This is a genomic window from Paenibacillus sp. 22594 (assembly GCF_052044425.1).
Classification (GTDB): Bacteria; Bacillota; Bacilli; order Paenibacillales; family Paenibacillaceae; genus Paenibacillus_AQ.
The window spans coordinates 218,485-243,266 of the sequence record NZ_JBQENA010000008.1 but is presented as its reverse complement, the minus strand read 5'-3'; the positions used below and the strand labels follow the sequence as shown (position 1 = coordinate 243,266).

Here is a 24,782-nt window from a genome sequence, read left to right as displayed (position 1 = left end):
GCAGGGAATACTTCACTTCAGAAAAATAACTGGGGTCATTGTTTCTAACCTACCTGCATCTGCTCCAAGCGGCTGTTCAGTGTATAATTCCCTCCAGCCTCGGTGAGAAGAGTACTCCGGTGTTCACCCGAGCGGACAATTAATGTACCCGCTGAAAAGGTGCGCAATGTGGCCGTGGTTAGTACTCCATCCTTCCAATCCATATCTACCTCAACCTTCCCTTTGGCGCAAAGCCCTGATACCGAGCCTGTGCTCCAATCTGCTGGAAGCGCGGGCAGCAAATGAATCTCTCCAGCCCTGCTCTGCAGCAGCATCTCTGCAATAGCAGCCGTTCCGCCGAAATTGCCGTCAATGACGAAGATATTGCTCTCCGCTCCGGCAATGCCAGCCTTTGAATAGGTCAGCAGATTGTCCAGGCACAATCCGCTGATCAGATGCGAGATATGCCTGTAGGCCCGCTCCCCGTCATGGAGCCGGGCAAAGTACAGACCAAACAGCGCAGCGGTAAATTCCACATCCTCCAGCTCATCCTGCATCATGCGGTTCTCCAGCGTGACCCGGGCCGCCGCGCTGAGCTCCGGCGTCTCCTCGGGTGTAATCCGGCTGGCGGGATAGAGTGCAAACAAATGGGAGAGATGACGGTGCTCCGGCTGTGCCTCCCTGTAATCCTCCAGCCATTCCTGAAGCTGCCCCTGTCTGCCGATCTGCAGCGGTGGCAGTTTGTGGATCGCCTCTCCAAGCTGTACCTGAAGCTCTTCATCCTTGTTCAGCAGCGCTGCCGCTTTCAGACAGAATTCAAAAAGCTCCCGGACCAGCACCTGGTCCATAGTCGGCCCCATAGAGAGCTGCCGGTTCTCACCGCTATGACCCTCCGGATAGAAGCTGTTCTCCGGCGAATTCGAAGGTCCTGTCACCAGCCAGCCGTACACCGGATGTATGGTCATGTAGTCTAGGAAGAAGGCTGCCGCTTCTTTAAGTACAGGGTAGGCCTGCCCCTCCAGAAACTCACGATCCTGACTGTATTCGTAGTGCTCGATCAGATGCATGGCGATCCACAGTCCCCCGGTGACATTGAGCCCCCATGAGGTTTCCCAGCCGGGTGCGGTGAATCCCCAGACATTAGAGAATACATGAGCGACCCAGCCTGCACTGCCGTAGAAATCCCTTGCTGTTACTCTACCCGCACGGGACAAAACCTCAATGTAACGCATTAGCGGCAGATGACTCTCTCCCAGATTCGCAATCTCTGCAGGATAGTAATTCATCTGGGTATTGACATCCAGATGATAATCGCAGCTCCAGCCCATCCGGCAGGCTTCGCCGTCATTCCAGATCCCTTGCAGATGCAGCGGCAGCGGCGAGTCTGCACGTGACCCGGCAATCATCAGGTAGCGGCCGTACTGCAGGAACAATGCAAACAGCTCCGGGTCTCCGCAGTGATTCTGCTGCAGCAGGGCGATGCGTCTGTCCGTCGGCAGATCCGAAATCTCCGAGCGTCCCAGCCGGACATCGACCTTGCAGAATTCCTGGCGGTAATCCCGGATATGATCCGCGCGCAGGCTGTCATAGCCCTTAGCAACCGCCTGTTCCAGACTTCTTGTACTCTGTGCCTGCAGGTCCACTCCTGCATGCTGGTAATCGGTGCTGACCGTAAAATAAATCCAGGCTTCATCCGCCCCGGCTACTGTCAACCGGCCATTCCGGCAGCTTAAGGTTCCCCCGGAGGCTGCGACCCTGATTCCGCCTTCAGCCCTTACCCCACAGGTGCCATCGCTATGCACCTGCTCCCTCGCCTCTGCTTGAAATTCCAGGGTATCCCCGTTCACAGAGCGGACAATGAACGGGCCTGTGCCGCCAGCAGCACTTAACGTGAAGGATACGCCGCCAGGCGATTCACTCCAGATCCTCGCAGCTACAACATCATCTGCATGGGAGGCAAAAACCTCGCGCAGTACCGTGCAACCACCGGTCTGAGATTCCGCATGCGCAACTGCACGGTCCAAATCCAGCCCGCGTCTGAACCGGGCTTCCGCATTCCCTGCCCGCTCCACTTCCTTCTCAGCATCCCCTTGCCTGTCCGGACTTTCAAAAGACAACACAATGTCGCACAATCCCAGGTGGGTCCCGTAATTCCGCTTCACCGGCTGCAGATATTGCTTGGCAAGCCGGTCACCTTCTGCATAATCACCAGCCATAAAAAGCCCCTGCATGCGCCGTAGTGCCTCCTTCCCGCCAAACGGGCCGGGAACAGCCTCTTCTCGTCCAGACCAGTAGGTCACCTCGGTCATACTCCACACTTCACGCTGCGGAGCCGCCATAACCACTGCGCCAATCCTGCCATTTCCGATCGGCAGTCCCTGGCCCCAGCCCGCAGCCGGGCTGGAGTACCATAATTTCAAATCGCTCAATTTGCATCCTCCTGTCTGTCCTCTGATCTGGCATATGAATAAAACCTCCGTTCAAACCATCCGTTCCTAAAAAACAATAGCAGAAACAGCGATGCCGGCCTTGGCAGGCCGGCATCGGGTGGGCGTAGCACGGGTGCTTGTGCAGCGTTCATGCCTGTTTCCGCTTTGCAGTTTCGGGTGCTGTGCAGCGTTCATGCCAGTTTCCGCTTTACAATTTCGGTTGCTTGGGCAGCGTTCAGACCTGCACACTCAGTGAACTCTCCGTCTGCCGCTTTGCACCTAATCTCCTCCTGCCGGCACCAAGGCTTATTTCACTGATGCGTCATACGCCTTTTGCAGAATTTCCAGGTAGCGGTCCAGCTTCAGATCCTTCAGACCCTTCACATAAGCATCCCAGTCCTTGTTCAGATCCTTATTGCCGGTAATGAACTGAAGCTCATTCTGCTCAATGTAGTTTCTCAGGTTCGTCTGCAGCATGCTGGCTTCGTCAATCTCCGTCGGATCAATCCAGATGGACCAGAGTGGGAACAACTCCTTAGGTTCATGACCCTGGTACAGCAGCGAAGCATTGTACAATCTGCGTTCGTAGCCGTTCGAGGAATAGATATCAGTCGCCTGAACGAATGTGTCGCGGTATTCCTTCGGCATGTAGAAATGTCCCATTCCGCTCCAGCCCGCATTACGCGGCGCTTCGCCTTCCGCCATCGGGATCGGCTTGATCACCGGTTTGACATCCTTGCCTAGTGCGACATCGCCTGCCACCGGATCGGTCCAGTCGATTCCCTTCATGCCGCTTGCCGCATTCGTCTGGCCTTCCGGTGTGAACATATAATCTACCATCTTGATCAGAGCCACTTTTGCCTCTTCACTGGCTTTGTTAGTAATGACGAACTTGGCGCCTGGTGACACGCCGCCCGCATCATGTGTCGTGTAGGAGATCCCTTTCGGTCCGGTAAGCGGTGGCAGGGCATTGTAATGTGCGGAACGGGTGTTGCCTGGGTCGATGTTAATAAAAATCGCCGGATGCATGCCTGCACCTGCGCCGAGGATTTCGGCATCCGCATTTTCACCGATTTTCTTAAAGGCTTCCGCATTCTGGGTAAAAGCCCCCGGATCGATCAGACCGGCATCATACAGCGATTTGATATAGGTCAGGCCTTCCTTCCATTCCGGCTTAATAGCGGCTGACTCCACCTTGCCGTCCGTCATATTCAAGTAGTTGCGGTCATCATCATAGACGAAGCTATTCATAAGATAAGGAATAATGCGTACGCCAAAATCTTCAGTAGAACCGCTCAGCGGCACTTCATCGGCTTTGCCGTTGCCGTTCGGGTCCTTCGTCTTGAAGGCTTCCAGCATTTGCTTGAACTCCTCTGTAGTCTTCGGCTCTTCCAGGTTAAGCTTCTTCAGCCATTCGGTGTTGATCCACATTTTGTTCGGATAGGAACAGTGGAAGCACTCGGCGTAAGCGCCCAGACCATAGATATTGCCGTCAGGAGCTGTATTCAGCGTTTTCATTTCAGGGTGCTTTTCCATGGCTGCTTTGATATTCGGTGCATATTGGTCAATCAGGTCATTCAACGGAACCAGAACGCCCTGCTGGCCATATTTCAGTACATCCCCCTGGGAGAATTCATCAATGTAGGCAGTGAGCAAATAAGCATCGGGATAGTCGCCGCTGGCGAGTGAGATTTGGCGTTTTTCCTTGGCGCCGTCGGATGGATTAATCTGCCAGTTGAATTTGATGCCAAATTTGTCTTGAACGAATGTGGTGAATTTATTGGTCGGGATATCAATGCCTGATTCCTGGACGGCAAAGACGCTGACCTCCACAGGTTTTGACGCCTCCGTTGCGTTTCCGCTGCCAGACGCTGTGCCGGATGCTGTACCGGACGGGCTTTCTGTATTGTTTTTACCCGAGCAGCCACTGATCACAACTGTAAATACCGTTACCAGCATTAACAAGGCTAACAAACTTTTCTTCAAAGCTGATCAACTCCCTCTTTGTAGTTGGACAGGTTGGATATGTGTAGTCATGTGATAACGGCTGCGCCGTCCTTAAACGGACAATATCCGTTTAAGCGAGAAAGATAAGGATCATTTATTGCGCGAAGCATATAAATGCTTATCTTTTAAGAAAGGCCTCACCCCCTTGCCGGTTCATCGCTTCCCCTTACCCCTTGACTGAGCCGACCAGCATGCCCTGCACGAAATACCGCTGCACAAAAGGATAAATGACAAGCACAGGCAAGGTGGCGACGACTATCAGCGCATATTTCAGTAGTTCGGCCATCTGCTGGCGCTCTACCATCGCCATGGCATCCATCGCCCCGGCACTGTTGTTCTGGATAATGATACTGCGCAGCACCAGCTGCAGCGGGAACAAGTCCGCCGATTTCAGATAGATCAGGGCATCGAAATAGGAATTCCATTGGCCGACTGCATACATCAGCACCAGCACCGCGATAATCGGCTTGGAGAGCGGCAGCACTACACTGCGGATGAAGCGCATATCGCTGCAGCCGTCAATCTCACTGGCCTCCAGCAACTCCTCGGGAATTGAGGACTGGAAAAAGGACCGGGCAATAATCACCTGCCACACCCAGATCGCATTGGGAATCAGCAGCGCCCAGCGCGTATCGATCAGGTGCAGCTCCCGGACCACCATATAGGTGGGAATCAGCCCGCCGCTGAAGATCATTGTAAAGGTAATGATCATCATCAGTACATTGCGGCCAAAAAAAGCTCTCCGCGACAACGGGTAGGCGATCATAATCGTCAGGGTCACACTGATCAGCGTACCGGCCGCCGTATAAAAGATGGAATTGGCATACCCGCTGATAATCTCATGCGTACTGAACAGGACCTTGAAGCCCTTGAAGGAAATATCGACCGGCCACAGCCAGACCCGGCCCGAGGTGACAGCCGCCGGACTGCTGATGGAGCTGCTGATTATGAAGACAAGCGGATACAGCACAACGATAACTACAAGGATGAGTACGGTGTACACTACAGTCAGAAATATCCGGTCACCGACGGATTCTTTAATTTTTTGGGGAACTGCTGCCGAAGCTGCCATACAGGAACTCCTTTCTTACCAGATGCTGTTATTGGTGATTCGTTTGGCCAGTCCGTTCACGGTAACCAGCAGAACCAGATTGATCAGTGAATTGAACAAGCCGACCGCGGTAGCAAAGCTATAGTTGGCATTCAAAAGGCCGATCCGGTAGACATAGGTGGCAATAATCTCAGAATTAGCGATATTTAGCGGGTTTTGCAGCAGATAGACCTTTTCAAAGCCAATCGCCATCACGTTACCCACATTCAGAATCAGGATAATCACAATCGTAGGTACAATTCCGGGAAGATCGACGTGGCGGATCTTTTGAAACCGTGAAGCCCCATCCACCTTAGCCGCCTCATAGAGTGTAGGATCGATGCCAGCCAGTGCGGCCAGGTAGATCACAGCGCTGTAGCCTGCGGTCTGCCAGATGTCAGACCAGACATAGATGGAGCGGAACATGCCGGGCTCACCCAGGAAATTCACCGAATCCAGGCCGAAGAAATTCATGGCAATGTTGGCGAACCCCAGACGCGGAGCCAGAAACAGCATAATAATGGAGACCATAACTACAGTGGAGATAAAATAGGGCGCAAACGATACAAGCTGGACGAACCGTTTGAACCTGCCGCCACGGATTTCGTTTATCATCAGCGCGAGCAGGATCGGAATCGGAAACCCGGCCAGCAGCAGATAGCCGCTCAGCAGAATGGTATTCTTGACCAGCGTCCAGAACAGCGGATTCTCAAAAAACAGCTCGAAGTGCTTAAAGCCGACCCAGGGGCTGCCCCATATCCCCTTAATTACGTTATAGTCCTTGAAAGCCAGTACAGCATTCGCCATTGGATAATACTTAAAGATCAGAAAGAACAGCAAAGGCGGAATGACGAGCAGATGCAGCTGCCAGTGTTTCATGATATTTTTTCCGGCGGTATGCAGCCAGCCCTGGCGTTTGCTTCGGGGCGCCGTTTGGGTGCTCATAACCATTTCTTTTTCCAGATGAATCTCCCCCCTTAAAAGTTTGGCCAGCGTTACTTCATTGATTTCACTTCGCTTCAAAAACTTGCTTCGGAAGCAGATGCTTAGTTTGGCCAGCCGCTTCTCCCTTGCATTACTTCGAGCAAAAACTGCTTCGGAAGCATTCGCTTTGTATTGTTAGTTTGTGTGATAGCGCTTTCTCACGAGTTGATCATAGGGCATGATAAGCGGCTTTGAACAGGTACACTTCCGTATTTTGCGTACAGATTGCCCGTTTTACAGGGGGCATCACTTCCTGGGACGGCCTGATTTCCGCACTCTTGAAAGCGGATACATTATTTGGCATACCCCTTGGGCAGAAACGGCTGCACCGCCCGGGAGGGACAATGCAGCCGCTTTATTCTTGGGGTTGCTGGAGACTCTGCCTCCCTCTCACCGAGGGGTCCTGCTTCTCCCTGTCCCTTCCCAACTTTCCCGGACCATGAGATAAGCCCAAGTGGAATAAGTGAACTTAATTCCGCCGAAAACAGCAAAAGTGAAGGTTTAGGTGGAAAAAGGAAACTTAAAAACTCCATTTCCCCCTCTATGGAGGGAAATGAGCTAGATTAGTGTTACTTTTTCCACGTAGCTACCGAGCGCAGGGTGCACGAGCCAATTAGTTTTACTTTTTCCACTTTAGCCTACTGAGCGCAGGGTGCTCGGGACAACTAGTTTTACTTTTTCCACTTAGCTACCGAGCGCAGGGTGCTCGAGCCAATTAGTTTTACTTTTTCCACTTAGCTGCCGAGCGCAGGGTGCACGAGCCAATTAGTTTTACTTTTTCCAACACTTTTCTACTCAGCATTCGATTGTCTGTAGGTGCTGGGGGAAATGCCGGTTAACCGCTTGAAGGCTCTACGGAAGGAATGTGAGCTGTTGTAGCCCACTCTTGCCGCAATCTCATCCACCGTATACCTGCTGTCCTTCAGCAGGAGCGCCGCCTGATCCATCCGGACCTTCACCAGATGATCGGAATAATTCACACCAGTCACCTCCTTGAACAGCTGGGAGATGTATTTTTCCGGCCGTTCCACATGCTCTGCCACCCGGTACAGGGTCAGCTCGGTGTCCGAATACATGTCCTCGGTATACTGATAGATCTGCTTGATGATCTGGGTATGCGCGTCCTTCTTTTTATTGGCGATGTACCCGCAGAGTCCCTCCATGACGGCATGGAATTCGGCCTGGATGTTATCCGCCGGCTCCGAGGAACTGATGTCGATGATCCGCTGCTTGACGCTTTCGAACAAGGGAGATTCCATGAAGATTTTTTGATCCAGCAGCTTCAAAAAGGTGCCCTTCATCTCCCCGATCAGCTGATGCTTCATCTCAATGGACAGCTCCCGGCCGCCAAGATTCTGCGCAAAGGTCGAATCCAAAATGCGTTTGGCCTCAGCCAGCTCCCCGGCACGGATCGTACTGATCAGCCGCTGCTCCGTATCAAGCGGATAATAATAGGTCGTATTCTCGATTCTGGCCTCATGATTCCATGTTATGCCTTTTTTGTTCGTATACACGGCATATTCCAGCGCCTGCTTCGCTTGCTCAAACGACCCGCTGACCTCTGTTACTGAAGCGAAATAGCCTCCGAACCCGGACTGCACCGAAATCTTGTATTCCTTCAGCACATATTGCGCCAAATTCTCCATGATGTGTGTAATCGCGACCTCCTGGTCCGATGCAGATTCCTCAGGACCGGAGAAGAACAGGCCGACCATTTTGTCCGAGCCCATATCGGCCATAGGCAGCAGTCCGGTAAGCGAAGCGAGCGCCTGCTTCACCAGTAGGCGGGCGGCGTTCAGCTCATTGAGGATCTCCACGCTATCCATCCCGGCATAGCCGTTAATCTGGATCAGTCCGGCATAGCCAGTTCCCTGATTCAGCCCGATATCCGCCTGGGCGGCAGCAGTGACAATCTCCTCCCGTGACTCAAATTCTCCGGCAACCAGCCGCTTAATAAAAGCATCCCTGACCAGAGGCAGCTGACGGTTAAGCTCGCTTTCGAGCAGCTTATTCTTGGTGATCATGTTGGCAATATTCCCGCTCAGGAAGTCGAACTCACTCTGCTCCGCCGTCTCCTCCTTGCCGAACTGCTCTTTCATCACACTTAGCATCCGGTTGATCGGTGCACTGTTCCGGTAGGCGAGTACTAGGCCGGCCAGTAATCCGAGGAACAGAGCGCCTCCGGTAATCAGCCAGGACATATATTTGATTGTATTGGCATTCTCCAGCAGGATGCTTCGGGGAATGCCTGCCTGGTATACCCAGCCGTTCGAATCCGAACGGGTTGAAATCACCAGATCATCCCGGTAAAACTGGCTGACCTTGCTGTTATCAAACGAGGAATCCGCGTGAAGCCGGTTCACATATGCCTCATCTTTTCCTTGCAGCACAATGGTCTTCCCGTCGGCATCGCTGATATGAACCCAGCCCCCGTAGCGTTCAGTCAGGCCAGACATCAGGCTGGCGATGATTTTCTCGTCGATCATCACGACCACAACCGCCGGAGAAGAATCATTAAAGCTGTCGAGCGGCAGTGACTGCATGTAGGTAATCACCGAGGTTTGTGCCCCCTTGCTGACAAAAGCACTCAGCGGTTTGATCTCACTCCGGTGGGTTTTCTGCAGAACCTGCTTCTTCCATTCCGCCAGCGGAAGATCGTTGTAATGATAGATCTCATAGTAATGCTCCGGACGGTAAGAAGAGCCGGGGGTCAGCACCAGATCGTAATTGGCAAGATAAATATAATAATCCTGCAGGAAATCATTCGTCTGGCCGAAGGTCAGCACATTGCGCATCGTCCTCCAGATTCCGTAGACATTGGTGCCCTCTCCCCGTTCATTCAACAGCACGTTCAGTTCGGGATTCACCGCGAGCTGTCGGGTCAGCCCTTCGACTTCCGCCATCCGGCGCTCAAGAATTTCCTGGCTTTTTTGCAGCTGAATCACACTGTTCTCGATGGAAATGGACTCTGTTACAGAGATCGATGTACGGTAGGACATGTAGCCGCCTATGCCCGGAATAATTAGAATAATGATGTAGGAGATCAGAAATCTGCGGAAAACCTTGGAGTATTTGAGCATGGTTTGATTCCCCTCTCAGTTGGTAGCGCTCACAGCATAAGCTTAAAACAAATTGCTGCACAGTCAAGCCTTTGTCTCCAGCGCCATTAGAAAAGACGGTTTTGATTGCAATCCGACAAGGACCATTCCCGGCAGCTAGAGCGCCTTTGTTCCCCATAAAAAGCTTATCTTTCTGGTCAGGCGGACACAGAATCTGCTGAATGCTCTATAGTCATCATCCTCGTCCTGTATAAGAAGAATGGAATAGGGCCTTCTAAATCCGCATCATCAGAAACATTTGCTGCACTACGGCTACGTATACAGGTTCTATGCCATAATCCGACTATTTTCATTGCCTGGGAAATGATGCGCAGGCTGCAGCCGAATAACTTCAGATTTCTTCTCGATTGAAAAGGAGCCGTTTCCGGCTCCTGTGCTTTTTATCTGCTCCTCCTTAATCGCTCAGTTGTTCTCCGCCACCGTTCCTGTCCTTATATTCATGAGCAGTGGCAGCCTCGAGGATATCCTTGAATGCCCAGTGGGTGACCGGAACATCGCTCCACGGGGAGGCTTCGGCACCGAAGAGCGGGCCTCTGCCGAGTACCCTGTTCATCGCAGTCACCGCTTCGGCACGGGTCAGTGCCTTTCCGGGACGGAAGGTTCCGTCGGCATAGCCATTCAGTATGCCTGCTCCCTGGGCCTGAAGAATGGCTGAATGTGCCCAGTGACCGGCGGCGACGTCTGTATATCCGCCTCTGGGGATAGGATTATTCTTGCTTAACAGCGTAACAAGACTGGCCAATTCCGCCCGCGTGACCTGTTGATTTGGCTTAAAGGTGCCATCCGGGTAGCCTGTCATCAGTCCCATTTCTGCTGCGCCAGCTATTGCTTCGGCCGCCCAATATCCGGAAGGCACATCGCTGAAGACTGCAGCCTTTCCTTGTTTCTCCCGTGCAGAAACCTTGAATAGCAGTGCCGCCATTTCAGCACGGGTAATCTTCTGATCCGGTTTGAAGGAACCGTCTGGATAACCGCTCATATATGCTGCATGCTGTTTCACCGCCCCCTGGCTTGCTTCCGGCGAAGCACTTGGAACAGGAGTGGCGGATGGAGACGCAGTCACTACCGGGCCCGTAGTAACAGCGGGTCCTGGAGTTACCGGAGCCGGTGATGCGGTAGCGGAAGGTGATGGTGTTGACGTTGGCGTTGGTGTCGGTTGTTCGCTAGGTGTTGCCGGTTCACCAGCCTTAGTGCTGACGCTATATTTCAGCTGATCGGCGAACATAAGCGCACCTGATTTCTTCACCACCTTCAGTACGTGAACGCTATCGGCCAGCTCTGCAAGGCTGAAGAGATTCTGCAGAATCTGCCGGTTGCTGCTGTAGGCGCTTGCGGTCTGAATCAGCTTACCGTCCACATAGATTTCCATGTCACCCATATCCGGCCCTTTGGGTCCGGACAAGGAGATTCCAGTCCCGCTGAACGTGTACTCAAAAGAATCACCATCTGTCTCTGTAAAATGAATATCGTTCTGATAATCTCCGTCAAAGGCAAATGTCAGTGGAAGAGTGCCCGCGGGCAACGCGGCGAGGTACGCGGCCTTGAGGGTTACAGTGTCTCCTGCAAGTGTATAATCTGTACCTTCCACCAGTTTATAAGTGCCCTGGCTGATGCCGCCGAACAGCTCCGGCTGACGGAGCAGCTTAACTTCGATATCTGCCGGGACTGCTTGGTCGAAGGCTGCTTCTACCGGATTTATCAGGTCGGGAATTTCCACCTTGAGCATATCCAGCAGCATGAAGCTGCCTGATTTCTTCACAGCCTTGAGGGTATGGAAGCCTTCGGGCAGACCCGCAATGCTGTACAGATTCTGCTGGGCCTGGCGTCCGTTATGATAAGCGCTGACTGTTTGCTGGAACATGCCATCCACATATATATCCATGTCACCCTGTGAGGTATCCGTCTCTGTATAGAGCTGTATACCAGTGCCTCTGAAGGTGTATTCGAAGGAATCCCCATCCTTCTCGGTATATTGCACATCATCCTTGTAGTCGCCCATTCCTCTCCCGGAACTGCGTGACCAGGTGCCATTGTAAGTGATCCCCGGATCGTCATTATTGATCAGCGAATAGCGAACAGTAGCTGAGCCTGTAATGGTCACTGTCAGCACTTCGCTTGCGCCTCCGTCAAAGATGAACGAGAGCTCCGCCGCACCTGAAGGCAGATTGAAAAGATATTCCTTCTTGATCTTCACAACGCCTCCGCTGACGGAATAATCGCTTCCTTCCGTAAGTACAGCCCCGCCGTTCTTAATCTCCAGAAGGGAGTCACTGCCTGCAGGCAGTGTGACAGCTACATCAGCCTGTTTGTCAGGCGCCTTGTCGAAGCTTCCTGTGGCAGGGGCAATGAGCTGATTAACATTGATCTTCAGCGCATCCAGCAGCATGTACTGGCCTGAATCCTTAACCACCTTAAGCGTATGCTCACCGTCGGTAAGGCCGTTGGCACTGTAAACGGTCTGCTGTGCTTCCTTGGCTCCAGCGGTATAGGTGCTTACCGTTTGCGGACTCACGGCATCATCCAGATAGACCTGTACGTCCCCTTGCGAGGAATCCTTCTCGGTTAGCAGCTCAATGCCTGTTCCCTTGAAGGTGTACTCGAAGAAATCACCGTCTGTCTCGGTATAATGTACATCTGCCCCGTAATCCCCGGCGGTTCTGCCGGACTGCGACGACCAGGCGCCGCTGTAAGTGATGCTGCTGTCGCTGTCGTTGATATAGACCGAACGGGTAACCGGGCTAGGAGAAGGATTACCGCCCGGCTGTCCTTCTCCGGGAGCTGCAGCCGAATCCGTGATTTTCACAGTGATATCCTGTGAACCCGGGGTCTGCTCTTTGCCTCCGTTGCGCTGCCATGAGCCGGTATAACGGACGTTCGTATCGTCATCGTTGACGGTGGAGGTTCCGCTCTTGGCGGTTACCTTCAGCATCCGGGATGCATGCGGCTCCAGTACCCCGCCGCTGAAGCCCGTGTCAAAGGAACCCAGCTCACTATGACTCCAGAGATCGCGGACAGAGGCCGGTCCCTCAAGTCCAATGTCGCTCCACTTGACATCTACTGCAGCACTGCGGCTGCCGAGGTTGAACAAAGCAACATTATAGGTTCCATCCCCGTTGTTGGCATACCAGACCTGCTGCTGAGTATCCATGGACACCGGATGGGCGGGATGTCCGGCCTGATTGACGGCGATAACCTCGTTATTGGTCAGCAGCTGCATTCCATAATCGTCCAGCCGCGTCATATCATTTCCGATATAGAGCTGTGCTGCCGAGACTGCCCAGAAGGTCATGGCGGTCTGCCGCTCATCCTTCGTCAATCCGTCCATAGCACCGTTCCCGACATTCAGGGAATCGTAATCATTCCAGCCTCCGGGTCCGGCATCTCTCCACCAGATCGCGGCGTCCGGGAACAGTCTGGCAATGTTGGCCCACTGCGTCAAGCCGACATTACTGTCATAGGACTCCACATCCCACTGAATCCGCCAGCCGTTGGCATATTTTTTCCAGAAATCCACATAGTTATGGTCCAGCGCCCAGGATAGCTCGAACCAGATATTATGTCTGTCCAGAGCCTTGGACCAGGCCTCGACATCACCGCGTGCATCACGGCTGAGGTTGTTGATACCCGACCCCGGGGTTACACTGTCGAACTTTACAAAGTCGATGCCCCATTCCCCGAGAAGATCAGCTATGGAGTCGATGTACTTCTGGGCACAGGGATTTTGAAAATCAATTTTGTAGCTGTAGGAATCCCAGTAATCCATGATTTTCAGCGGCTGCACCGCAATGTCACGTACCCGGCACTCCCCGTTGGTTCCATAGATTTCAAGGTCCTTGTTATACGCGTCAATCGACAGGCCTGGTATCAGATAGATCCCGATCTTCTGCCCGTTGTTATGCACATAATCAATGACCTCCTGAAAACCGTCAGGATAACGCTCGGTGCTCGGCAAAGGCCGGCCGTATTCATCCATGCTGCCATTCCAGCCCGCATCAATATTAATGTATTCATAACCATAAGCTTGCAGCTTCTCGTGCATGGCGTCGGACTGCTTCTTGATGCTCTCCGCCGATATCCAGTTGCCGGAGGGCTCATACACTTGCATGCTGTAGCTGCTCCAGCCCATATATGGCTTCTTCGCCAGCGATTTGTTCGCCGCCTCCGCCACATTCCCTGTGGTTCCTGTCCATCCGGCCTGTACAGCCACCATCATAAACAGCAGCAGACTGATCCCGATCTTATTAGCCAAAGACTTCAAATTATCCCAGCTCCCCTCGCAGTTAATAAAGCGCTTTCCTTTTCGGACGGACCTGCCCGCATGTATATGCGCCTTCAAATGACAGCGCTTTCTACACGAGTAGATCATAGGGGGCCGCCGCCCGTTTTGAATAGGTACAATTGCGGTGTTCGGCGTACAGCTCTCCCGGTTCAGAGGGGGCAAATCCCGGCAGAACAGCCAAATTCCCTTTAGCTCACAAAAAAACCCTGAGGGGATGAATCCCGCCCAAGGCTCAACATTTCCACAACGCACGAGTTTTACACAATAAAATCCAATAACCATTTAGTTGTACTATGCTTATCTCAGAGATTTGAATTCATCTCGGAACGCTTGTCCTACTCCGGAATTTCCTCATGAATCGCAGCATTAAATTTTCGTAAAAGCTCGCCAAAAATCACACGTTCCCCATCGCTCCAGGTACTCAGCATTTTCCCTATGCTCTCCTGCCGTGCCTGTTTGTTCTCATTCAGCACCTCCTCACCCATATCCGTCATTTCAAGCGAATACGCGCGCCCGTCTACAGGGTCGGGGATACGTTTCACATACCCTTTTTGTTCCAGGGCAGCAGCCTGTCTGCTGACTGTGGAAATATCCAAATGAAATTCATCAGACAAAGCCTTAACCCCAGCCGATCCGTGGGAGGCAATTTGATGCAGCAGCAGATAAGCGGAGCGGTCCAGATTACCAATTTTTCTATAGGTGGTCATGGAGACGAGGCGCCGGACCAGAATGGCCATCTCTAGCTCTATCACATCAATTGAATGATCCATGATAATGGTGTCCTTTCTTGTAGAAAATGCGTAGTATGATCATTGACATTACCATTCCCACTTGTATAATACAAGTATATACTTTCATTATACAAGTTATTTAGCGGAATCGTAGCCTGCGGAGGGAAATTATGAAAGCTCAAGAGTTTATGGTCAGACAAGTATACAAAGTCAAGGAAACCGATACGGTTCGCACCTTTATCGAACGATGCATTCAGTTCCGGATCAGCGGCATGCCGGTAGTAAATGATAGAAATGAGATTGTCGCTTATTTAAGCGATGGGGACATCATGAGGTATATCGGCAAACATGAGGATCTTATCGTCGATTCTTTTTTTCAGATCAATGTATTTGTCGGGGATAATGAGGAGTTTGAGGAGCGGACCCGCAGACTGCTGAACCTGAATGTTATGGATATCGCCAAGAAGAAGGTGATCACCGTTCCCTGGGATGAAGATATTGAGAGAATCGCCACCATTCTCGGCAAAAAACAGATCAAAAAGGTCCCGGTCGAGCGAAACCGTGTGCTTGTCGGTATTATCAGCCGCGGTGATGTGATCCGTCATACCTTTAAAACCCTGCTCTAACCCGCATTCTACAATTAAAAGATGCTCCACAGCCGTTTTTCCGGCCAGTGGAGCCTTTTTGCCGTTTGCAGATTTTATTACGCCCAATATCCCCACAAATAAAATTAAACGAGTAAAAGCTGTTCTAAATTCCAAAATGAATTTAAGTATGCTATGCTATGCGGTGTTTGTTTGGTCCAGTGTACGGAAAGGAGTTATTCATATGTTTAAGGATATCAGGGTGAATTGGAGTTTGCTTCTTCAAATCTTCTGGACCTTCTTCAAGATCGGGCCTGTCACCTTCGGAGGTGGCTACGCTGTAATTCCGGTCATTGAACAAGTGGTGGTTACGCGCCGCAGATGGATGAACATGCAGGAGACCGGGGATGTGCTTGCTCTCGGCCAGTCCATTCCCGGCTCTGTGGCGGTCAATGCCGCGACGATCATTGGGTATAAGGTAGCCCGTATTCCAGGTGCAATTGCTGCCATCATCGGTATCATTCTTCCCACCTTCCTCATCGTTATCGGTCTTGGCATTGCTTTTCTCCAGATTCAGGATCAACCGAAGATTGCCGCCGCCTTCAAAGCCATCAAAGCGACGATTGTCGCACTCATAGCCTTTGCCGGATACAAAATTGCCAGAGCGGCTGTGGTGGATAAAACAACGCTCGGCACGGTCCTGACAGCCATCCTGATTATAGCCGCCTTCGATCTGAATCCACTGTACATCATTATTGGCGGGGCGGCTGCCGGAATTGTCCAGGTCCGAATCAAGGACATGCTGGGCTTGACCGTCAAGCTGGAACAGGAGCACGCCGATGCTGCAGGATATATTGACTACTATATTTAGGCCTGTAAGGAGCTGACAATATGCTTTGGGAGCTGTTCCGGACTTTTTTTATGATAGGGCTGTTATCCTTTGGCGGGGGCTATGCCATGATTCCGGTGATTGGCGAGCAAGTGGAGCGAAACGGCTGGATGGATCTTCATACATATATGAATGTTACCGCTGTCGCCGGGATGTCCCCCGGGCCTATTGCTACCAACACCGCTGTTTTTGTAGGGTATAAAACTGCTGCTCTTCCAGGGGCTCTGCTGGCAACGCTTGGCATCCTGCTGCCCTCGCTGCTTCTGTCCGTCCTGATTGCGGGCTTCTTCTACCGGATTTATCAGCACAAACTGGTGAAAGCGGGTTTTTACGGATTGCGACCGGTTGTCGCCGCTATTATTTTTTATGGAGCCTACCGGTTCTCCAGGACCAGCGGGATGATCAGCATGGCCTTTACCTACGATCAGATTATGCTCTGGGGGATTTTTGGCGCCTCCTTATTTGCGTTATGGAAGTTGCGGACCCACCCTTTTTATGTCATTCTGTTATCAGGTTTAGTCGGAATTGCCCTCTTTACCTGATCGGGATACTTGTTAATAAGGAGAGACCTTTGTGCTGCCTATTCATGAACTTATTCCCAGTTCCAGAACCAAGGATATGTATTTGTCCGTTAGAAAAAAAGGGACCGTATCCAAACAAACGCTACTGGAGGAGAGCGGCCTGACCGTCAGTACCTTAACCCGTATCCTCGATGAACTGATTGCCCAAAGCCTGCTGCTGGAGGTAGGCTACGGGGAATCGACCGGCGGCAGACGGCCCACACTCTATGAGACCAATCCCGCTTACGGCTATGTGTTCGGCCTGGAAATCTCCCGGACCCATTCGAGGCTGGTCCTTGCTGATCTCCATCTAACCCTGCTGGATGAATATACATGGGCTATGGATGAGTATGCCACGCCGGAACATCTGATGGATTCCGTGTATGCCCAGGTGCTGCGCATGCTGGAGCAGGCTTCCATTGACATCAGCCGGGTCATCGGACTTGGGATTGGGGCCGTTGGCCCCTTGGACCGCAAGGAAGGCACGATTCTGACACCTGCCGGCTTCGCCGCCCCAGGCTGGTCGCAGGTGCGTATCAAAGAGCGGCTGGAACAGCTGCTGGAGGTGCCGGTGTGCCTGGATAACGGAGCCAACACCGCGCTGCTTGGCGAATACTGGGCCGGCGGCGACCGGCGGCAGCATCAGCTGCTCTACCTGCATGCCGGCATCGGCCTGCGCTCCGCCATTATGAATGAAGGCCGGATTCTGTACGGTGTCATCGACACCGAAGGGGCCGTTGGGCAGATGATCATTGAGAGCACAGGTGTCGCCTCAAGCGTCCCGGGAGGCAATTACGGGGCATGGGAATCCTACGTTTCGATCCGCACCCTGGAAATGCAGGCCCGTGAGGAGTGGAACCGCGGCAGAGCCACCATCCTCCGCGAGCTTTCGGACCGCCCGGAGAATCTGGAATTCAGCCATTTAATTGAAGCCTTGCAGGCCGGTGATTCCGTGGTGAACAGAATCTTCGGGCAAGCTGCGGCCTATTGCGGCATAGGGCTGGCTAATCTGATCAATATTCTCCACCCGGAGGAGGTCATTCTGGGCGGTCCCTTATTCTCGGCTGCCGATGTTTTCTATCAGGAGGCCACAAGGACCGCCCTCGAAAAAACCTACTACCGCGAGCAGTACAAGGTCCGCTTCACCAAGGGCAGCCTAAGCGACAACGCGGTTGCGGCCGGTGCGGCTGCCTTAATTCTGAATCAGCTTACCAGTTGAGGCGGGTACACAAAGAAACAGCGGTAGCCCTGGACTGAAAAACAAAGTCCCGGACTGCCGCTATTTTATTAAACTATAGTATCCGTCAGCCGAAGCATATCCGCTGCCCTGAATCTTACGTTTTCCGGCCGGCTTTAACATGTTTAAGCTGGGCAACAATAATGACGCTGATAATGACCAGAAGGAACCATGAACTGATCTTACTGAAGCCAACCAGATGCCAGGCCTCATGCTGGTTAGGATATTTCCATGCACTAAAAAATGTTGCTATATTTTCTGCTAACCAGATAAAAAAACCTACAATGAAAAAGGCTAATGTCAAGGGCATCCGATAAGTACTGTTCTGTACCCGATAGATGATCCATGTTCTCCAGAAGACTACAAGCACAAGCGCCGTCAGCCACCAGCGAAAATCCGGAAGAAAATGATGTGTGAAAAAATTCAGGTAGATGGCTCCTCCCAATAGCCCCGCAAAGCTAAGCCCCGGCCAGCCGGTCATATCCATCTTCAGTCTGCGCCATACCTGACACATATAGCTTGCTACACTGGCGTACATAAATCCGCTATAGAGCGGTACACCGAATAGCTTCGTAAATCCAGGTTCAGGGTATGACCACGATCCCATCCTTACCTTATACATTTCCAGCAATAATCCAATAATATGAAATATACAGATCACTTTAATTTCATCGAGCGTCTCGAGTCCACTGCGGTACATCAGGTACTGCACGGCAAGTAGTATAAGAAGAACGGCATCATAACGGTAAATGAAGGGCAGCTTTACTACGCTGGAAAGAGCCAGGGTTCCAAAGATCGCAACCGGAAAGATACAGCTCATCGCCTGATGATAGCCAAAATGCAGTAGTTGTATGATTGGTTTCAATAATGGTTTCTCCTCTAATGTGCGTCACTTTTGTTGAAGAACAGCAGCATGGTCAATTCAAATTTAACACATGATTTATCGTTTAACAATATATTTTAATTGATATATGATATTTTATTGCTGTTTCAGACATTCCAATGGTCTGATCTGATCCTCTCATACCCTTGATCATCCCATAATTCCGTTCGCGTAATGTGTCATATACATTTTACAGAAAAGGTAAATAAAACGTCACGTTCCCTGCTATTTCCTTTTTATGCTCAACGCACTAATTGAACCGAACACCCAAATGAATGCAATCAAATATATTATTTTAACTTGAATTCCAGCTCCCGCTTGAAGCGGAAGCATAATTTTTCGCAAGAGGATTGGGGACAAAAAACAGATGATACACGTCAAAAAAACAAACGGATCTATAGCCACTGGTTTCGACTCCCTTAAGGTATCTTATTTCTCAGATTATGCCACAATTTGCTCCTTTATCTCAATTACAAATTTAAACTATAGCCGTGTTCCCGCAGATAACGAAAAGCCCGTTTGAGCCGTAAATATCACGACATGCAAACGGGCTGTATTTTTTAGATATAAGAAATGAACTGCTGCTTGCCACCTGTGCCGCCTCTTGGACAGAATAGCTTAACGTTATCCCATAACTGTTCTCTCTTCGAGACCAGCACTCAGATCACAATGCTTCTCCGCTGTATGCCTGCTGCGATCCCGCCCACCTGAACCCGGGTAATCTCTCCGCCATGGTTCAGGCTTAATCCAGCCTTAATCTCGGAAGGACAGCTCATCGAATATCCTTGCCTGAACACTACATGCTGAGCCTGCTGAATGGACAACTGCCCGTATTTGTACAAATAACTAAGTAACGCGCCGCTTGCGGTCCCTGTTGCACTCTCCTCAGGAATGTCGTACAGCGGCGCAAAGTTCCGGCATTCGGCTGCGGCATCATCCGGGGTATCGAGTGTGAACAGGTGGTAGCCGATGACGTTATATTTCTCGCTGACCGCTGTTATTGCGGCAAAATCAGGTTGTATCCTGGCTAACAGCCCACGGGTACTGACCGGAATCAGAATATCCCGCAGCCCCGTGGACACAATCTGAATAGGCAGCTCCCCGGCCAATTCCTCTGCGCCGATTCTAAGCGATGCTGCAATTTCTTCTCTTGGCAAGGTTTCATAGAACTGTGGCAGCGCCTGCGACAAATAGACATCCCCATCATGGCTGATGCAGACCTCCAATAATCCGGCTTTGGTCTCCAGGGTATAGGTGGCATACGTAACCAGGTTCAAGGAATACATCAGATAAAAAGCGGCAACCGTCGCATGCCCGCACAAATCCACCTCGCTGGCCGGAGTGAAATAACGGACCTTAAAGTCGGCAATCGCCGATTTTTCCACAAAAGCCGTCTCCGATAAGCCAACCTCCTTCGCCGAACGCTGCATTTCCGCTGCATTCAGGGAGCCTGCATCCAGCACTACCCCGGCGGGGTTCCCACCGCTTCCGTCTTTGGCAAAAGCATTTAAAGTGTACACTTCCACATTCATGTCCCGGCCACCCTCTCCATATCTTTTTCTAGTCGTATAACCTGCTGCTTGTCCTAGAATGAAGATTATAGTTCATTAAGAGAACGGGGACAATATGCGAAAAAACACAATACCCCAAAATTGCAGAGTCAATTTCCCGGCGAATATGTGCTGCTCTTAGGTTTGCCGCTGGTTTCAGAAATTCAACATGCCTTGTTCATGTAACCAATTGGTTGTCTGTGCTAAGCCTGCTCTACATGAATAAGCGGAGATGCCGCCAGTCCAAACTTTACAAACGCGTACCGCGCCTGATACACATGCGTATCCTTATCCAGGTCCTTGTCTGTCCAGCCCGGCTTATCCTTATAGCTGTCCGGCCCGACCTTGTAGACTTCACCTTTGATATGATGATGTGGTCCCAGCAGGTTGCGGCAGCTGCTCGTCAGCTCCACTTCGATGATATTGCTCCCGCTATGCAAAAATGAAGAAACCTCTGCGTGGTATGGCTCCCACAAAAAGGTGCGTACCTCGGCCCCGTTAATGAACAGCTTTGTTACTATTGCATCAGGTGGGGCCTGAAAGAAGCATTTCACAGCAGTTGCTTGCGCTACATCGACGGTCAGGCTCTGACGCAAGCGCATATTGCCGGAGAAGAAAGGAAATCCTTGCCGGGTTAAATCCCCTGTCTGCACCTGCTGTGGCGGCTCCGTCAAACGGAAGGGGCCATCCGTGAATACCGCTCTGCGTTCTCCATCCGTGTACCCCGAACTCGAATGTACTCCAAAATCGCCAAGCAGATAGATACTCTCCAGCTCCTGCTCGATCGTAAGCTTGTTGCCTTCCGCTTCGAATGCCTTAGCCCGGGCCAGTCGTTCCGAGATTTCCTGTGAGCCATGGAACTCCATTTTCAGAACTAACGTATTCCGGCCGGATACCGCGAGGCCGCTGATATCTAGGGTCTTGAACGAGATATCCCGCCACCAGCCGCCGCTGACCGCCTCTACCTTAACCCCGTTCAGTTCGATCTCCAGCTCCTCCGGCCGTTCCAGTACAAGAAACAGCTCACGATGTCTGGCCGTGTTGAAATCGATGTGAAATTCAAATTCCAGTTCCACCGCAACCGGCCTGCCGTAAGCCAGCAGCTCCTCCTGGATAAAAATCACCGGCTGCGGCTGTGACCATTCCCCTCCATCCACACGAAGGCATGCGTTGTCCAGCGTCAGGCTATTGAGATCGGAGTGCACCATTTCCCAATCTGTCGCCAGACTCACCGCCATGGTCTCCCGGTTATCCACATTCTCCCCTGGCACCACAGGTTCGGTCGCCTTACCGTCCCCTGTTAATGATGCTGAATTCGGAAGCGGATCAAGCTTCAGCATATAGGACTGGCCGGGATGCAGCGGAAGCCGCAGGCGTACGCCCTGTCCCAGCAGTTCCTGCTCCATATGCTCCATCTGCTCCAGCTCCAGCGGACGGACATCTCCGGTTTCTAGATCAATCAGCGAAACCGTGCCCTCACGGGCCAGCTGTATATTCAGCAGCGGGTAGAACTCCGTGCCGGAATTCACCACATAATGCAGCGTTGAGCCCGCAAGCTCCAGGGTCCGTACATTGATCGTATCCGCAGCGACGGATTCCCCGGCTTCACCGCTAATTCGGATGAACGGCTTGCTGGCCGCGGACACCGCCCGGCACAACGCCTCGCGGCTCCATTCCGTCAGAACAGCAGCCTGCATGAAGCGTGCGAATTCAACATCCTCCCGGCCGTCAACCAGCGCCGGACAAGGGTCAAGAGCAATCAGCTTCCCCCCCTGCGCAACGAACTTCCGCAGAAGCTGCGCTGTCTGCCTGTCGACGGTCACACTAGGCGGTACAATAACTACACGGTACGCCGCTTCGCCGACGATGAAGCGGCCGCCGCTGACCCTGCCATGTCCGGCGATAATGCCCTCGCTGCCATAGTCGTGCTCGATCAGGCTTTGGCACAGCCATCTCGTGAGCTGGGCAAAAGCTTCATGATAAGGCACCACAGCGGAATGATCCCCGCCGCGCTGTAGCGTCCATGCTGTACGCACCGGATGCAGCAACAGAACCTCCGCCTGGGCCGAGCCTTCGGAGAGCAGCAGGGACAGCCTGGCGAAATAGTCATTGAAGCCTTTATAGTCGCTCCACCAAGGCTGCTGATAAAACAGGGATGGCGGGTAATCCCGTTTGCGCAATCCCCTCAATGAGTACCCCTGCAAATGCTGGCACATCAGATTAATGCCATGTACGAACTGCCATTCGCCGATTCGTTTAAGGTCAGCGAAGCTGACGTTCCAGCCGGAGCAGCCAAAGCTCTCGGTTATTGTCCGCTTCTTGCCGAGCTGGCGGGCCACCGAGCTAACCTGCTTCGGCACCAGCGCATCGCTCCCGACAAACCTGCCCAGCCAGTCGCAGCCGGGAATCTGCAAGTGTTCATAGAAGGCCATCGGGTCACCGACAGAGGTCACTTGATTCATTAGCTCCTGCTCATCGACGACATGCCCGGTCGCCGACCAGCCCCTGCCTGCGCACCAGTCTCCGATTTGCTTGGCATATGCCTGCGTGAACATGAAGGTTACGGTCTCCCAGTAAGCATATCGGGCCTCGCTGCAGCCTTCGGTATCCAGGAAGAGCGCTGGCAGAACCGCCCTCACATCGCCTCCATGCCTTGAAGTGAACATCTCCCCAAGCTCAAAAGACCAGGGAAGCCCTCCGCGCCCGAACTGCGGCTCATCCGTGAATACACCGCTCAGCTCCGCACCGAATTCTTCACCGAATTGCTCCCAGTAACGCTCGTAGGTGGTATCGATAAATTCTTTTACTGCCATCGGACTGAGCGTATCTGTGTAGTAAGAATTTACTTTATAGCTGATTCTCAAGGAGGCACCGGCTTCTTCGCCAGGAAGCAGCAATCGGTAGCTCTGTCCGTCCGCTGCGGCGGCATACCAGCCAATTGTCCGTTCCAGTTCCGGCGCATCCTGAAATGGAGCCTGTTCACACAGCAGTTGCTTCTGCTGATAGGCCAGTCCTTTGGCGGGCACCTTCCCGTCTGCAAAGCCGCTGGGCCAGCCGTTTTCATCATAGAACCAGGCGTTCAACCCGAGCTCGCGGCTTTTCTCAATCGAAATGCGGATGGCCTCCATCCATTCTTCGCCCATGTATGGCGTCTGCAGCCCGCCCCGGGCATGCATGAAGAAGCCGCCAATCCCCGCCCGGTGCATCTCTTCAATCTGCCGCTCCAGCTCCTCCTTCTCCAGCCGGTCATTCCAGGACCAGAGCGGAACGGAGCGGTATGCGTTAGGCGGGTTCTTCAGGTCATCCCGCAAATTCATCATTTGTTCATCTCCCCGTTCGCCATCCGGTTTATCATGGTTGTTCATCAGCCTTTCAGGCACAGGGAGATCAGGTCATCCACATGTGCAGTCGCGAGGCATTCTATCGTATCGGCGGAGCCGTAGTAGATTTTGACCTCACCGTTATCCTCCAGAATCATCCCTCCCGGAAAAATAACATTATTCCGGAAGCCGCCTTCAACCTCATAGCGGGTCTCCGGGGCAAGCAGCGGCTGCTTGGACATGCCGATAATTTTCTTCGGATTCTCCAGATCCAGCAGCATGATGCCTGCGGTGTACCGTTTCTTCCAGGCAGGCTCCCAACCGTGTTTGCCACGTGCCGGGTCAATATCCACCGCATGGAAGGTTGTCAGCCAGCCCCTGTCCGTCTTTACTGGAGGTGCGGCAGGTCCTACCTTGTCATTGGCGAAAGGAACATGCTCCACAGCGAACAGCAGGTCGGAATTGCCCCAATATTTCATATCCGGGGATTCCGAAATCCAGGTATCGAAGCGGTCCTTGCCGCCACGGCTGTACACAGTAAACGGACGCTCCAGGCGGACGTAATTGCCGCCTATTTTCTCCGGGAACAGCACCATGTTGCGCAGATCCGGCGAAGACAGGCTGAGGATCTCAAATTCTTCAAAATCATCCGTCACTGCGATCCCGCCCCGGATGCCATGCTTGGTATCGACCGCAAAGCACATATAGCAGCGCTCCCCGATCACCGTCAGACGCGGGTCGTAAGCGCGGATAATCTCTTCGTCATGCAGCTTGAAGCATTTCTTGGGACTGGCCTCCCAGTGGAAGCCGTCATCACTGAAAGCAATCCCCAGGTCGGTCGTGTGATGCGGCTCAATCGTCTGCTCCGTAAGCGAGCCATAATCATTGCGGAACACCATCACATATTTGCCTTTGAACTTGGTGACGCCTGCATTGAACACAAGCGCTGTCCTATAGGGAACCATAGACGCATCCAGCACCGGATTGCCGGGATAGCGGTGAATCAGCGGACTGGATGTAAGAATTGCGGGAACCTGAACGGTCATGTTGTAAACCTCCTGATTATTGCTTGTAGTCTTAAAAACAGCCTAAAGTAGTAGTTTCATCTACGTTGTTATAAGCAGTATATTCCATAGGGAGA

Annotated in this window: 15 protein-coding genes; 4 read left to right on the top strand and 11 right to left on the bottom strand. The window is 52.3% G+C overall.

The window, feature by feature from the left end; all coding sequences use genetic code 11:
* Positions 1-44 precede the first annotated feature (44 nt).
* The 7 genes from ACTJKB_RS23930 to ACTJKB_RS23900 all read right to left on the bottom strand — a co-directional run bounded on the left by ACTJKB_RS23930 (position 45) and on the right by ACTJKB_RS23900 (position 14,657).
* Complete coding sequence (locus tag ACTJKB_RS23930) at positions 45-2,408, bottom strand: glycoside hydrolase family 95 protein (RefSeq protein ID WP_440836853.1); 2,364 nt, start codon at positions 2,406-2,408, stop codon at positions 45-47.
* Between the two features lie 306 nt (positions 2,409-2,714).
* Positions 2,715-4,394 carry an extracellular solute-binding protein gene (locus ACTJKB_RS23925; RefSeq protein ID WP_440836852.1) on the bottom strand — a complete coding sequence of 560 codons (1,680 nt, stop codon included), beginning with the start codon at positions 4,392-4,394 and terminating at the stop codon, positions 2,715-2,717.
* Between the two features lie 187 nt (positions 4,395-4,581).
* The gene (locus ACTJKB_RS23920) at positions 4,582-5,487 is read right to left on the bottom strand and encodes a carbohydrate ABC transporter permease (protein ID WP_440836851.1); all 906 of its coding nucleotides are present in this window, start codon (positions 5,485-5,487) and stop codon (positions 4,582-4,584) included.
* 15 nt (positions 5,488-5,502) lie between these two features.
* Entirely contained in the window at positions 5,503-6,450 is a 948-nt protein-coding gene (locus ACTJKB_RS23915; RefSeq protein ID WP_083606809.1) for an ABC transporter permease, read from the bottom strand.
* Between the two features lie 830 nt (positions 6,451-7,280).
* A complete protein-coding gene (locus ACTJKB_RS23910; RefSeq protein WP_440836850.1) occupies positions 7,281-9,569 on the bottom strand; it encodes a helix-turn-helix domain-containing protein in 2,289 nt (762 codons plus the stop codon).
* Positions 9,570-10,002: 433 nt separating this feature from the next.
* On the bottom strand, positions 10,003-13,866 hold the full coding sequence (locus tag ACTJKB_RS23905) for a X2-like carbohydrate binding domain-containing protein (RefSeq protein WP_440836849.1): 3,864 nt from the start codon (positions 13,864-13,866) through the stop codon (positions 10,003-10,005).
* Between the two features lie 356 nt (positions 13,867-14,222).
* Positions 14,223-14,657, bottom strand: coding sequence for a MarR family winged helix-turn-helix transcriptional regulator (locus tag ACTJKB_RS23900; RefSeq protein ID WP_440836848.1), 435 nt, complete (start codon positions 14,655-14,657; stop codon positions 14,223-14,225).
* 131 nt (positions 14,658-14,788) lie between these two features.
* Here ACTJKB_RS23900 and ACTJKB_RS23895 point away from each other — a divergent pair, with 131 nt between their 5' ends.
* From ACTJKB_RS23895 to ACTJKB_RS23880, 4 genes are all read left to right on the top strand, one after another.
* The gene (locus ACTJKB_RS23895; protein ID WP_440836847.1) at positions 14,789-15,244 is read left to right on the top strand and encodes a CBS domain-containing protein; all 456 of its coding nucleotides are present in this window, start codon (positions 14,789-14,791) and stop codon (positions 15,242-15,244) included.
* Positions 15,245-15,446: 202 nt separating this feature from the next.
* Entirely contained in the window at positions 15,447-16,073 is a 627-nt protein-coding gene (locus ACTJKB_RS23890; RefSeq protein ID WP_440836846.1) for a chromate transporter, read from the top strand.
* A gap of 20 nt (positions 16,074-16,093) precedes the next feature.
* Complete coding sequence (locus tag ACTJKB_RS23885) at positions 16,094-16,633, top strand: chromate transporter (protein WP_074111761.1); 540 nt, start codon at positions 16,094-16,096, stop codon at positions 16,631-16,633.
* Positions 16,634-16,664: 31 nt separating this feature from the next.
* Positions 16,665-17,870 (top strand): ROK family protein, encoded by a 1,206-nt coding sequence (locus tag ACTJKB_RS23880; RefSeq protein WP_440836845.1) that lies wholly within the window; start codon positions 16,665-16,667, stop codon positions 17,868-17,870.
* A 115-nt stretch (positions 17,871-17,985) separates the two neighbouring features.
* Here ACTJKB_RS23880 and ACTJKB_RS23875 read toward each other — a convergent pair whose 3' ends face one another.
* The 4 genes from ACTJKB_RS23875 to ACTJKB_RS23860 all read right to left on the bottom strand — a co-directional run bounded on the left by ACTJKB_RS23875 (position 17,986) and on the right by ACTJKB_RS23860 (position 24,687).
* Positions 17,986-18,753 (bottom strand): DUF817 domain-containing protein, encoded by a 768-nt coding sequence (locus ACTJKB_RS23875; protein WP_440836844.1) that lies wholly within the window; start codon positions 18,751-18,753, stop codon positions 17,986-17,988.
* A gap of 677 nt (positions 18,754-19,430) precedes the next feature.
* The gene (locus ACTJKB_RS23870) at positions 19,431-20,303 is read right to left on the bottom strand and encodes a PhzF family phenazine biosynthesis protein (protein ID WP_440836843.1); all 873 of its coding nucleotides are present in this window, start codon (positions 20,301-20,303) and stop codon (positions 19,431-19,433) included.
* 221 nt (positions 20,304-20,524) lie between these two features.
* Positions 20,525-23,686, bottom strand: a complete 3,162-nt coding sequence (locus ACTJKB_RS23865; RefSeq protein WP_440836842.1) for a glycosyl hydrolase — start codon at positions 23,684-23,686, stop codon at positions 20,525-20,527.
* Entirely contained in the window at positions 23,686-24,687 is a 1,002-nt protein-coding gene (locus ACTJKB_RS23860; protein WP_074107403.1) for a glycoside hydrolase family 130 protein, read from the bottom strand. Before ACTJKB_RS23860 ends, ACTJKB_RS23865 begins: the two co-directional genes overlap by 1 nt.
* Between the last annotated feature and the right edge of the window lie 95 nt (positions 24,688-24,782).